Below are 12882 nucleotides of genomic sequence, written 5' to 3'. Positions count from 1 at the left end.
TATAACCTTTTGGTTGTGTTATAATAAGTTTAGCGATTTTAAAGGAGAAATATACATGAAAAAATCATATAAAAATCCAAAAGTTACAGTGAAACCACTTAATTTAATTATTGTGGGTTTAGTCATTACCATTTTTGTGGCATTAATCATTTTATTACAACCAAATGATCAAAAGAAAATCTACAAAGCATATTCATCCGCAGGATCAACGAACTTGGTTGAAGATCACGTCTTTAAAACCATTTCAGTTAACGATTTAATCAAAAAAATCGACAGTAAAGAACCAGTGGTATTTTATTTTGGTTATACCGGCTGTGCTTACTGTGTGTCCGAAATCGGGTATTATGACCTTGAATTCAAAAATGCAGGGTTACAAGATTCACTGAAGTACATTTATTATTTAGAGGCAACAAAAGTCTCAGACTCAAACATTACAAAGTTACAAACCAAATACAGCATTGAACTAAACGCAACACCTAAAGTTTATTTCTTTAACGAAGGTGCAAAAGTATCTGATAGAGCATCAGAAAATTCTGGTTCAACCGCTGCACAAATTAGAGCATTCTTTTCAAAGATTGACGTTGAATAAAAAATGAAAAGCACTCGCGTGCTTTTTTTGTATGAAATAGAAAGAACGGTGACGTTATGATTTTAAAATTAAAACTAGAGATTAAACAAATAATCGAAGAATTGTATCACTTAGATAATGTCGTGGTAGAAGAACCAAAACGTGGGAATGCGGACATCGCAGTGCCACTTTTTGCAATTGCAAAGACATTAAAATAAAAAAATGCCAGAATTAACAGAGGAAATCAAAGACGCATTAAAAGGCATATCAATGATCAAAAGCGCAACCTTTATGAATGGTTTTTTAAACATTGACTTAAATAGAGCCATGTTTGCTAATGAAGTCATCAAGACGATTAATAAGGAAAAAGAAACCTACGCTCAAGAAGCATCAAAAGGCAAAACCATTTGTATTGATTACTCCGCACCTAACATCGCAAAAAGTTTCTCGGTTGGTCATTTAAGATCAACAATGATCGGAAACGCGTTAAAAAATATCTACCGTAAACTTGGTTACAACGTGGTTGGGATCAATCACTTAGGTGACTGGGGCACTCAATTTGGAAAAATGATTGTGGCTTATCGTTTATGGGGAAACAAAGAGTTGGTAGAACAAAATCCAATCACAGAACTTCAAAAACTATATGTGAAGTTTCACGAAGAATCAGAACAAAACCCTAGCCTGGAAGACGACGCAAGAGCGGTGTTTAAGTCTTTAGAAGATAACGACGAAGACGTTTTAAGCTTATGGAAGTATTTTAGAGAAGAGTCACTAAAAGAGTTTATGATGATGTATGAACTGTTAAATGTCTCGTTTGATTCATATGATGGTGAAGCATTCTTCAACGACAAGATGGAACCCATTGTGCAAATGATTGAAGAAAAGAATCTTTTAGTGGAAGACGATGGGGCAATGATTGTCCGACTTGATCCACTACCACCGGCATTAATCAAGCGTAGAGATGGTGCAACCCTCTACATTACAAGAGACTTAGCAGCGTTATTTTACCGTAAAAAAACGTATGATTTCGATCAAGTATTATATGTGGTTGGAAACGAACAAAAACTACATTTTGAACAACTTAAAGCCGTTACTAACTTGATGGGTTATGACTTTGACATTAAACACGTTAATTTCGGTTTGGTTTTACAAGACGGTAAGAAAATGTCGACAAGACAAGGCAAAGTCGTCAAACTATATGATGTGATTCAAGAAGCCATCAAAGAAGCGAAAAATCAAATACTTGCTAAAAATCCAAACCTCGAAAACCAAGAATCGGTTGCTAAAGCGGTTGGTATTGGTGCGATCATCTTTAATGATTTGAAAAACGACCGCAATTTAGAAGTCGACTTCAATTTGTCTCAAATGCTTGCGTTTGAAGGACAAACTGGCCCTTACTTACAATATTCAAGTGTTCGTATCGCTTCAATTTTAAAGAATCAAACGGTCTTAGATTCATTTGATTCATCGATTTACGAAGGGGATCTTTACTTTCAGTTGATTAAAGACTTAGCCCAGTTTAATCAAGTATTAACGAAAGCGGCAGAACAAAATGGACCGCACGTTGTCTCTAGATACTTATTACAATTGTCATCAAACTTTAATCAATTTTACGGACAACACAAAATCATTGTCGAAGATGAAGTCACTAAACAAGCCAATCTTAATTTAATTCGTGCCATTCGATACGTACTAAATGAAGGCATGCGCTTACTTGGGATGACAGCACTCGAAGAAATGTAATGAAGAAAGAAACGTCTAAACGAAAAATAGCGGGTAATCTATTTTTTGTTTTAATCACACTGATTGGATTATTAGTCATAGTCTTTAGTTTAAATGACATCAATGAAATCAAACAAGCATTAACAAAAGCTGACCCATTATACATTATCATTGGTCTAGTGATTTCGTTGTTACATATGGTGGTCTCATCGTTCACGCTTCACTTTATCGCCTCAGGGCTAGGTGTGCGGCTGAAGAAGAAAGATAGCCTAACAATTGCAGGATCGGAATACTTTTTTAACGCAATTACACCATTTGCCTCAGGTGGACAACCCATCCAAGGCTATTTATTGCATAAAAAAGGCGTTTCAGGGGATCAAACGATATCGATTCTTATGACTAATTTCATTGTTTATCAAACGGTAATGACAGTTGTTTCAACCGTTGGCTTGCTTTTATTCTATAGAGAAGTAAAAGACATATTAAATCAATATATGTTTTTAATCATGATTGGATATACCATTAACTTACTTATCCTAGTCGTTTTAGTACTTGTTTCTGTTTTACCAAAAATGCATAAATTATTTGAAGGTATTTTTAGACTTTTAGGTAAAATCAAGTTTTTGACTAAGAGAATGAAGTCTTTAGAAGAAAAGACATTTTCGTTTGTTAAAGACTTCCAACATGGGATGGGTTTACTGTTTAAACGTAAGCGAGTCTTTATTGGTGCAACCATGCTTAGGGTAGTAGGTATCTTATTATTAAATAGTATTCCATACGTCGTTTTCTTGGGATTTGGATTTGATTTGGGACCGTCAGATTTAGCATTTGTTATTTCTGTGAGTGCATTTTCTACAACCTTCATGATGTGGGTGCCAACCCCAGGGGCGTCCGGCGGAACTGAGTGGGCATTTACAGTGATTTTCGTTTCATTGTTAAGAGGCCTTGGTCATCCAATGCTCGTTGCCTCAATGCTTGTTTGGCGTTTTATCACCTATTATTTTGGTATGCTTTATGGATTTATTTGTTATTTAATTGTACAAAAGAGAGGGAATTAATATGCGTATAGGTATTTTTACAGATGCGTATTTACCACACGTAAGTGGGGTAACGACGTCGATCTATATGCTTGTTCAAGGGTTAAGAAGTAAAGGCCATGAGGTCTATATTATCACAACCTCTGTATCAAGTAAGAAAGACATAGATGATCCTTATGTGATTCGGTTAAAAGGGATGATTATTCCTAAAAAAGGACTACAAGCGTTTCGACTTGTGCCTTTTACTGCTGCACACATCAAACGAATTGAAGCACTTGATTTGGACATTATGCATGTGCATACCGAATTCTCAATTGGATCGGTGGCAGTTCACTTAAAAGACAAACACAACTTGCCGATGGTATTTACGGTTCATACCATGTATGAAGAGTACCTACATTATGTGAGTTCATTTTTGAACAAGTTTTTTAGAAGACCATTGATGCACTACTTGAAAAAACTCATGACACGATTCATCAAACGCGCTGAGATTACGATTGCACCAACACAAAAAGTACTTGATCTTATGAAATCATATAAAATCGATGGCGATTATCACATCGTACCAACGGGCATTAATCTTTCTAAATTTGAAAGTGACAAATACACTAAAGAACAAGTGGATGACTTGAAAGCATCTATTGGTATACCAAAAGATAAATTCGTTTGTTTATTCATCGGCAGAATGAGTGCGGAAAAATCCATTGACGTTTTACTTGACGGTTTTTCTAAAATCAATCACGAGAATGCTGTCTTTTTATTAGTTGGAGACGGCCCGCATAGACACACACTTGAAGAGAAAGCAAAAACGCTTAAAATACAGGATAAATGCTATTTTACGGGTATGGTGGATTGGGAAAAAATTGGTCTTTATTATCAATTAGGTGATGTGTTCTTAAATGCATCAGTGACTGAAACACAAGGACTAACTTATATCGAAGCCCTAGCAGCAAGCCTGCCACTATTGGTTAAATACGATCAATGTCTAGAAGATGTCGTCAAAGAAAATGACAACGGCTTATTCTTTAGAAATAACAAAGAATTACCAGTTATGCTCAATATGATGATTCAGTTTCCTGATGTAAAAAACAAATTAAAAGAAAATGCAAGAAAATCTATTGAAAAATATTCACAAGAATGTTACACTAATAGTGCTTTGTCTCTTTATGAAGAGGCAATCAAGAAAAATAAGGCTTGATGCCTTAGTTGCCCAAGTGGTGAAATCGGTAGACGCGCTGGACTCAAAATCCAGTAGGGAGACCTATGCCGGTTCGAGTCCGGCCTTGGGCACCATTAAAAAACAAGCGGCTTTATTAAGCCGTTTTTTATTTAAGATTTTATATAATTGCAAATATATTGCAAAACAAATTTTGCAACTTTGGTGTATAATAAAAATAAACGAAGATATCATTTTTAATCGAAGTATTGATTGGTTCAATTAGGTACATAAAATATTTAGCTATAAATGTAGTTATCTTCTACACTATTGAGGTGATTCGATGAATTATTGTCCTATTTGCGGCACAAAACTGAATGAAGCAATTGTCGATCAAACAAAAGTCGAGAAATGCGATTCCTGTGGTTTTATCGATTGGAATAACCACACGTTTGTTAGCTGTGTCGTTGTGGCATACAATCAACAAAGAGAGTTCTTAATGGTTAAGTTAAAAGGCCAAGAAGAAGACAAGGTGACCTTCCCAGGTGGCTATCGAAATCACAACGAACCACTTGAAGAAGCCGCAAGAAGAGAGTTTTTTGAAGAAACTGGAATGACTCTGCATGAGATTAAACTGCTTGATGTTTATGCCAGTGAGTCACATCGTTTAATCTGGGTGATTTATGAAGGGCAAATTGATCGAGATGTCTTTATTGAAAACGATGAGGTTAAATCAGTATTTTTCGTAAATAAGGGTACCAAGATTGATGAATCAACGTTAAGAGGTAATTTGACGAAAAAACTCTTGATGCAGGTATTAAAATCAACTAAATAAATCTTAGAAGAACCTGATTTGGGTTCTTTTTTTCGATAAATTCGATTCAAGATCACGATTTGAATGAGAGTTATCCGTAGGTTAATAATTATTAAACGAATTGACAGTCGACAAAAAAACAAATGTTAAAATTACAAAAAAATGTAATCGTTTTCACAGTATTCGGATAATTAGAGAAATGATATAATTTAAGTGAGAAAAAGAGGTAGATATGATGGCAATGATTGAAGTTAAACACGTAGCTAAGGATTTTAAAAAGCCAATAAGAAAACCCGGTATTGTCGGAATGATGAAAACACTATTTAGTACAAAATATACCATCACGAACGCAGTTAAAGACGTTTCCTTCTCATTAGAAAGAGGAGAAATTGTCGGTTACATCGGGGCCAATGGCGCAGGAAAATCAACCACAATTAAAATGATGTGTGGTATTTTGACACCATCAAGTGGTGAGATAATGGTGGATGGTTACTTACCATACCACCCAAAACAGCGAAAAGAAGTCTTAAAAGAAATTGGTGTTGTCTTTGGACAAAGGACACAACTTTGGTGGGATCTGCCTTTGATTGAATCACTTCATATTTTAAAAGCAATCTATGACGTTAGTGCAGCGGATTATCAAGAACGATTTGAGTTTTTAACGAAAGTTTTAGAGCTTGACCCGTTTTTAAACCAACCCGTTCGAACACTATCTTTAGGACAACGAATGCGAGCAGACTTAGCTGCCTCACTGATTCACAACCCTAAGATTCTATTTCTAGACGAGCCAACCATCGGACTTGATGTCCTTGTCAAAGACCGAATGATTAAAGCAATCAAAGAAATTCATCGTGTTTACAACACCACCATCGTTTTAACGACTCACAACATGGATGACATCACCGACTTATGTAAACGAGTGATCATCCTAGATGAAGGTCAAATCTTGTATGATGGTCCAATACAAGCGATTAAGAAATCATTTGGTGAATATAGACACGTCAGTTTTTTAACAAAAGAACTAATTGACTTAGTTTCTCTTCAAGAAGAACTTGGCAAGGGCATTCAAGTTTCTAAGGACGATGGTTACATCAAAATCACCCTTAATATGGCGTATACCTCAGTCAATCAGGTTTTAAAACAAATACTCGATAATTATAAAGTCGACGACATAAAAATCAGTGAAGACACACTAGAAAGCATCGTTAAAAAGATCTATGAGACCAAACAAATATCATAAGTACCTTGCGTTCACAAAAGCTGGGATTTTGGATGGATTTGCCTATAAGTTTAGTGCCATAGGGTGGCTTTTAGGAGATGCAATTTCTCTATTAATTTTGAATTATTTATGGTTCGCCATATTTCAAAATTCACCTACGACCTTAATTAATGGGATGACATTTAAGGAAATGATCACCTACTTGATTTTTGCAAGAGTTACAACAACCCTTGTGTTTGCCTCAAGTTCGTTTTGGATACTTGGTGAAGACATCTATCAAGGAAACATCGCAATTAATCTAATTCGGCCAATGAGTTATCGCTACCGCTTAATGTTTTCAAGCTTTGGTAATTTCTTGTCTGCAGCCATCTTGATGTTTATTCCCCTAATGAGCATCTCAATCATACTTTTAAAAGTATCACTGGGTGTGGCATTACCTAATATTTTTTTATTGGTCGTTTTTATCATTAGTTGTTTATTTTCTTTTGTGATTGCAGACGCACTCAACTTTTTGATTGGTGAGGTCTCACTTTTTACAAACGCGTTGTTTGGTTTAATGATCATAAAAAACATTAGCATGTCGTTTTTTTCAGGTAGTTTGCTGCCATCTTCATTTTTTCCTTCATGGCTAAATAACGTACTTAGATTCCTACCATTTAAAAGTATGGTAGAAAAGCCAATCCTTATTTTAATGGGGCGGTTAACAACCAGTGAAATTATCGAAACTTTAGTCATTCAATTGGTCTGGGTAATTGTCTTAAACCTTTTTTGTAGCTTTACCTTTAGTTTGATTAAGAAACGCGTCGTCAGTGTGGGAGGGTAAAATGAAAAAGTACATCAAATTATACCCTTATTACGTCTCAAGAAGTATTAAGGCGAGACTCGCTTACCGCTTTGATGCGGTGATTGGTATCTTTGGTTTCTTACTTGAAAATGCCATCGTTTTCTCAACACTGTATTTGACTATTAGTGCGATTCCATCCTTAAATGGTTGGGATATTAATACCATGGGTTTTTTATATGGCTACTACTTAATTCCAAAAGCAATCGATCACATTTTTTCGGATCAAATTTGGCAACTAGCAAATGGCGGAATCACAAGAGGCATTTTAGATAAGTACTTAATCAAACCCATTAACCCGTTATTTCAGTTAGTCGCTGAAATGATCCAACTAGAAGGGTTTGGGGAATTAATCCTTGGCATATTATTTTTGTTTGTTTTTACACCCAAATTGGGGGTTAGTTTTAGTGCAATACAAATCATTTTGCTTGTTTTGTGTGTATTTTTTGCCGTATGGTTCTTTTTTGCAATCAAACTCATTTTCGGTTCGATGTCTTTTTGGACTAAAAGAAGCATTGAAGTGATGACGACCATTTATGATTTCTCAAACTTTGCTAAATATCCGATTGAAATCTTTAGTGGCGCAATTCGGTTTACATTGACTTATTTACTGCCATTTTCGGTGGTCATTTTCTTTCCGATACGTGCGTTACTTTTTGGTGGTAATCTCTACCTTCAGACACTGTATGTGATGCTTGCCTCAATAGGAATGTTAATGCTATCTTTATTTATTTGGAATCAAGGGTTAAAACGCTACGAAAGCGCAGGCAGTTAATCGTTTGGACACCAATTTGGTGTCCTTTCTTTTTTTGCCATATTGACCTATAATAAGAGATGTGATCTTTGAATCAACTGAGATTAAGTTCACTTTTATCAGAAGGGAAGCAATGCGATGACGATTGAGGAAAACATCAAACAAAACCTCATTAAAAAAAGACAGATTCTTGTCGATAAGAACGTGATGGAATTAGACGAACTAAATGCCTTAATGAATCGACTTTCAAGAAGACAAGTCATTTTGTTTAGTCTTTCTGAAGTTAAGCGCTTAATTTTGTTTCTAGAAGATGAGAAGCTGATTCATGCACATGAAACGGTCATCATGTGGGCTTGTGGGAAGTTAAAGATGTCAGAGGCAAAAAAAGAGATTATCGCTATTCATCAAATGGCAAAAGAAACAAACGATCACGTAAAAAAAGCCTATTATCACGCAATTGCACAAGGTTTGTCTGTCGTTCACACAAGGACTCACCAATTAGGGCTAATGATTTACGAACTAACCGCCATTGTTATTTCTTTAGATAAAGAATATCAGCTTGAAGTAAAAACACGATTAAATTGGTATTACAAGCAAGTCAATAACTACATGAATTACGACACAGAACATTTACAATGGGCAAGTTTCATAAAAAGATGAAATTGAATGATTTAATAAAGACGTAAAATGATATACTTGATATAGGGAGTGATTTATATGCATGATCAAACAGTTCGATTTAAAGATGTGGGGATTTACTACATGCTTTATGAAAATAAAAATAAGGAAACCTTGGTTTTATTACACCCGTATACTTCGAGTATTTCGGTGTTTGATAATCAAATTATCGCTTTGAAGAAAGATTATCAGTTGTTACTAGTTGACTTGCCGGGTCATGGAAGAAGTGGTGTATCTCGTAACGTATCAATCAAAGACATGCCAGAAATAATTAAGGTAATTCTTGATTTACTTTCAATTGAAGATGCGCATTTTTTAGGTATTGAGATTGGCTCGCTTGTTGCTCAAGCGTTCGGCCAAGTCTATCCTGAAAAAATCAAGTCATTAATTTCGATTGGTGGGTTCTCAATCTTTCATGATTCTTTCAAAGCCATTAACAATGAGTTATTAAAAACCAAGTTTTTACGTGCCTTCAAATGGGCATTTCTCTTTAATGCCTATAAAGCGTATTATTTGAACAATGCATGCATTAAAGATGATGCAAAAAAGAAATTTGAAATCTCACAAAAGAACTTTAAACGAAAGGGCTTATTATCAAAAAGGGGCATTAGTCGGTTCTACAAGCTTGGTAAGCAAAAGAAAGCATACCCAGTTTATGTCATTTGTGGCGAATACGAATTAGAGGTCATAAAAGATGCTTGTATTCAGTTCGAACAAAAAGTACCGAAAGCGCTTTTAGAGGGATTCCAGCGCGCTAAAACAGTAGTTCATTTGGATCAACAACGTCTGTTCTCTGAACGCGTGATAACGTTTTTAAAAACACTTTAAAAAAAATAGTGATAGAATGATTGTGTGTCATTGGTATCACTATTTATTTTTTTATCATTGGAGGGGAATTACTATGGAAAAATCAAAACGTAAAATAGCACTGGATTATTTTATAACGAGTTTTAATGGGATGGCGCTTGGTTTATTTTCAACCTTAATCGTAGGTGTTATTATCGGACAATTAGGCAATTTAGTGGGTGAGGTTTCATCCTTAAGTAAAATCTCAGAAGAGCTTTTAAATCTTTCAACCATTTTAAAAAGTTTTATGGGCATCGGTATTGGTGTGGGTATGGCAGTTAGTTTAAAATTAGACGGACTAAAGTTAGTAGCAACCTCGGTTGCTGGTGGGGTTGCTTCAAGACTTTACAATGACCCGATGGTCATATATATAACTGTATCATTGGTGTATTTTTTCTTAAGATACGCGATCTCAAAAAAAACACCAATCGATATCTTACTCATTCCTTTTTCTGGGCTGATGATAGGTTTTCTTGTTGCCTATTTGATAGGTTCACCTATCAGCGAATCCATGAAAGCTTTTGGTACATTCATTGATCAAGCAACGACGTTACAACCATTCTTTATGGGGATTGTGATTTCGGTTGTGATGGGCATGGCACTAACTGCACCGATATCAAGTGCTGCTATCGCAATTGCGATTAGTCTTGGAGGCATTGCTGGCGGTGCAGCGGTGGTCGGTTGTAGTGTTCAAATGGTTGGCTTTGCTGTTATGTCGAGAAAGGATAACAATATAGGTTCGGTCATCTCTGTTTTCATAGGTACTTCCATGTTGCAGTTTAAAAACATCTTAAAAAAACCGATAATTTGGTTACCTACAATTCTAGTTTCAGCTATTTTAGGACCAATCTCAACGGTCTTATTCAAGATTGAAACTGGTCCGACTGGGGCAGGGATGGGAACATCCGGTTTGGTTGGACAGCTCGTCACCTTTGACGTCATGGGGTATAGCGTTTTAGTTGTTACACAAGTTGTTTTACTTCATATAATCTTACCACTGGTACTAATCTATGTTACGGATTATTTCTTTAGAAAGTATCAACTCATTAAACCTGGGGATTTAACCATATGATAATTTAATCGATATAGGCGATTATCACTTGATATTTATGTGATAATCGCCTATAATATAAAAGTTGGAGAAATACCCAAGTGGCTGAAGGGGCTGGCTTGGAAAGCTAGTAGGGCGTGAAAGCGTCGCAGGGGTTCGAATCCCCTTTTCTCCGCCATAAGAGTAAAATAGGTCTGATACATTCGGTATCAACCCTTTTTTTTGTCTTTGTTTAGCCATTTCTATATATTTTTATTGTGTTATAATAGGTAACTCCATAGGTGTCAAATCCCCTGTTTTGATACAATTTTAGTAGAAATTAAGAAACCTTTACACGATTACATTTGAAAATACACGATTTGAAATGATTTTACACGATTATAGTTGAATTGCTGAGTATTTCAAATTATCGATTACCGAAGACATCATACGTTCGACATATAAAATAGCAGATTAGTACGATGTTTTTTTTGATAAAATGTTAAAAGGATTTGACATTTATTCGACTCTTTGATATGATTGAAATGTAAAGAAGAATTTACATTATTAGGAGGAATACAATGAAAATTAAGAAGGCTGATGAAATGGAAATGCAAATCAATATTAAGTCATCAAGATTAGCATACTTTTTTGTGGTAATATCTCTATTAGTTTGGATAATAGTTGATTTTGTCCGAAGTTCTGATTTTCCATATATTCAATTATCTATTATCTGTTTGCAAAATGCTATTTTTTTTGGAAGTAAGGCGTATTTAACAAGGAAAATGACTCGAGAAAAAAATGAAAAATAATATTAAATTTCTAAGAAGAAAAATGGGTTTAAGACAGGAGGATGTAGCTGAAAAAGTAGACGTCACACGTCAAACAATAATTGCAATTGAAAATAATAAATATAACCCTACACTTGAACTCGCTATAAAATTAAGCAGATTATTCGATAAACATGTTGACGAAATATTCCAACTTGATGATGAAATAAAATAGATCCTACAATCCACATTTGCAGAAACACTTTTTATACAAATAATGTTCAATGAAAATCTCAATTAATAAAGAGTTGTAGATGGGTTCGATACCCAACAATATGTAGATAGTGGAATAACCTATTTTGATACATACAAATTACTGCTAAAAAATATTGTAAAATTAAAAGGCTAAACTAAGGCATAATTTAGGGGTGCGTAAATTTTGATAGGGGTGCATAAATTCTGCGAAGGGTGCGTAATTGTATTAAAATAGGTCATGCAACACATATTGAATGCATAGGTTTGATACAAAAGTATCGAGCCTTTTTTTGTGCCTAAATTTACCGAAAATAGACATAGTATGCCACTTTTTAGTCGATTTTTGATATTTTATCTATTTATAGTCTGATGTATCAATCTGAAATTTAAGAGGTTAGTATTGGCCTCTGCTAAACTTTTTACACGATTTGAGAGGGGGAGTGCTAAAATTTTTACACGATTACCAAAACTTTATATGAATTACGATATAAATGCAATACGTATGTATACTGATATCTCCAGTCGTGATGGAATTTATCAATAGAAATGTTATAATAATAATAAACATTTCGCATAGATCAAATTTGAATTAACTTAATAGGCTTTATAATTGGGAGAAATCTAACATGGAACAACAATGGAACAGCATAAACAACGAAAAGGATATCGAATATGTTTCAACTCTTTTTGGGTATTTTTATGATGCTTGCATTAAAGAGGTAAAATACATTAGTGGATCTTATGTAGGTGATGATTCAAGGATGAAGCCAATTGATGACCTTAGACAAGTATATATGATTATTCAAAAGCAAAACAAAGAACACTCTGTTATAGAATTTTTATTTGATGGAGTAGAACGTTTTAATCTTGTTCCAGCAAATGAAGAATATGACTCTATCATAAGTGGGTTGCTTTTGAAGAATAGATAATCAGATTTATTTTGCTAACTCACCAGATATAAAAATTGATGAACTAGATAAAAACTCAAACTGGTTAACATGGATAAAAGCTAAGTCTCTAAAATGGAGGGTGAGATAAATAAATATATAGGCGATTCATTAGTCTATGTCTATAGAGATTGATAATCACTAGTTTTGTAATATTGAAAGTTGATTCAGAGTAAGAAACTTATGTATTATTTTTATGTATGTTTTAAGCAAATGATTGTGGAGAAAGTGTAAAAATCTAGCAA

At 34.6% G+C, this 12882-nt stretch carries 15 protein-coding genes and 2 tRNA genes; all 17 read left to right on the top strand.

The genetic code is table 11. From position 1 onward, the window contains the following. Positions 1-55: 55 nt before the first annotated feature. The 17 genes from BN853_RS05625 to BN853_RS05550 all read left to right on the top strand — a co-directional run bounded on the left by BN853_RS05625 (position 56) and on the right by BN853_RS05550 (position 12619). On the top strand, positions 56-589 hold the full coding sequence (locus BN853_RS05625) for a DUF6568 family protein (RefSeq protein WP_030004989.1): 534 nt from the start codon (positions 56-58) through the stop codon (positions 587-589). A 56-nt stretch (positions 590-645) separates the two neighbouring features. After that, positions 646-786 carry a hypothetical protein gene (locus BN853_RS09040; RefSeq protein WP_030004988.1) on the top strand — a complete coding sequence of 47 codons (141 nt, stop codon included), beginning with the start codon at positions 646-648 and terminating at the stop codon, positions 784-786. A 4-nt stretch (positions 787-790) separates the two neighbouring features. Continuing rightward, positions 791-2311, top strand: a complete 1521-nt coding sequence (gene argS, locus BN853_RS05620; protein ID WP_030004987.1) for an arginine--tRNA ligase — start codon at positions 791-793, stop codon at positions 2309-2311. Further along, positions 2311-3348, top strand: a complete 1038-nt coding sequence (locus BN853_RS05615) for a lysylphosphatidylglycerol synthase transmembrane domain-containing protein (protein ID WP_030004986.1) — start codon at positions 2311-2313, stop codon at positions 3346-3348. The genes argS and BN853_RS05615 overlap by 1 nt, the downstream gene beginning before the upstream one ends. Position 3349: 1 nt before the next feature. Continuing rightward, positions 3350-4525 carry an alpha-monoglucosyldiacylglycerol synthase gene (mgs, locus tag BN853_RS05610; RefSeq protein WP_030004985.1) on the top strand — a complete coding sequence of 392 codons (1176 nt, stop codon included), beginning with the start codon at positions 3350-3352 and terminating at the stop codon, positions 4523-4525. 10 nt (positions 4526-4535) lie between these two features. After that, a tRNA-Leu gene (locus BN853_RS05605) sits at positions 4536-4620 on the top strand. A gap of 206 nt (positions 4621-4826) precedes the next feature. Next, the gene (locus BN853_RS05600) at positions 4827-5318 is read left to right on the top strand and encodes an NUDIX domain-containing protein (protein WP_030004984.1); all 492 of its coding nucleotides are present in this window, start codon (positions 4827-4829) and stop codon (positions 5316-5318) included. Positions 5319-5532: 214 nt separating this feature from the next. Then, positions 5533-6537 carry an ABC transporter ATP-binding protein gene (locus BN853_RS05595; RefSeq protein WP_197539972.1) on the top strand — a complete coding sequence of 335 codons (1005 nt, stop codon included), beginning with the start codon at positions 5533-5535 and terminating at the stop codon, positions 6535-6537. Continuing rightward, entirely contained in the window at positions 6515-7339 is an 825-nt protein-coding gene (locus BN853_RS05590; protein ID WP_030004982.1) for an ABC transporter permease, read from the top strand. The genes BN853_RS05595 and BN853_RS05590 overlap by 23 nt, the downstream gene beginning before the upstream one ends. 1 nt (position 7340) lies before the next feature. Beyond that, complete coding sequence (locus tag BN853_RS05585; RefSeq protein ID WP_030004981.1) at positions 7341-8132, top strand: ABC transporter permease; 792 nt, start codon at positions 7341-7343, stop codon at positions 8130-8132. Positions 8133-8249: 117 nt separating this feature from the next. After that, positions 8250-8771 carry a putative immunity protein gene (locus tag BN853_RS05580; protein ID WP_030004980.1) on the top strand — a complete coding sequence of 174 codons (522 nt, stop codon included), beginning with the start codon at positions 8250-8252 and terminating at the stop codon, positions 8769-8771. 57 nt (positions 8772-8828) lie between these two features. Further along, positions 8829-9617: an alpha/beta fold hydrolase gene (locus BN853_RS05575; protein WP_030004979.1), complete on the top strand. Its 789-nt coding sequence runs from the start codon at positions 8829-8831 to the stop codon at positions 9615-9617. Positions 9618-9690: 73 nt separating this feature from the next. After that, positions 9691-10707, top strand: coding sequence for a PTS sugar transporter subunit IIC (locus BN853_RS05570; protein WP_030004978.1), 1017 nt, complete (start codon positions 9691-9693; stop codon positions 10705-10707). A 66-nt stretch (positions 10708-10773) separates the two neighbouring features. Next, positions 10774-10864, top strand: a tRNA-Ser gene (locus BN853_RS05565). Between the two features lie 382 nt (positions 10865-11246). Then, the gene (locus tag BN853_RS05560) at positions 11247-11477 is read left to right on the top strand and encodes a hypothetical protein (RefSeq protein WP_030004977.1); all 231 of its coding nucleotides are present in this window, start codon (positions 11247-11249) and stop codon (positions 11475-11477) included. Further along, complete coding sequence (locus BN853_RS05555; RefSeq protein ID WP_030004976.1) at positions 11467-11670, top strand: helix-turn-helix transcriptional regulator; 204 nt, start codon at positions 11467-11469, stop codon at positions 11668-11670. The genes BN853_RS05560 and BN853_RS05555 overlap by 11 nt, the downstream gene beginning before the upstream one ends. A gap of 646 nt (positions 11671-12316) precedes the next feature. Beyond that, positions 12317-12619 carry a hypothetical protein gene (locus tag BN853_RS05550; RefSeq protein WP_030004975.1) on the top strand — a complete coding sequence of 101 codons (303 nt, stop codon included), beginning with the start codon at positions 12317-12319 and terminating at the stop codon, positions 12617-12619. The last annotated feature ends 263 nt before the right edge of the window (positions 12620-12882 follow it).

Source organism: Paracholeplasma brassicae (assembly GCF_000967915.1).
GTDB classification, from domain to species: Bacteria; Bacillota_I; Bacilli_A; order Acholeplasmatales; family UBA5453; genus Paracholeplasma; species Paracholeplasma brassicae.
Note: the sequence above shows the minus strand (reverse complement) of the source record. Positions and strands in the feature narration are given on the sequence as shown.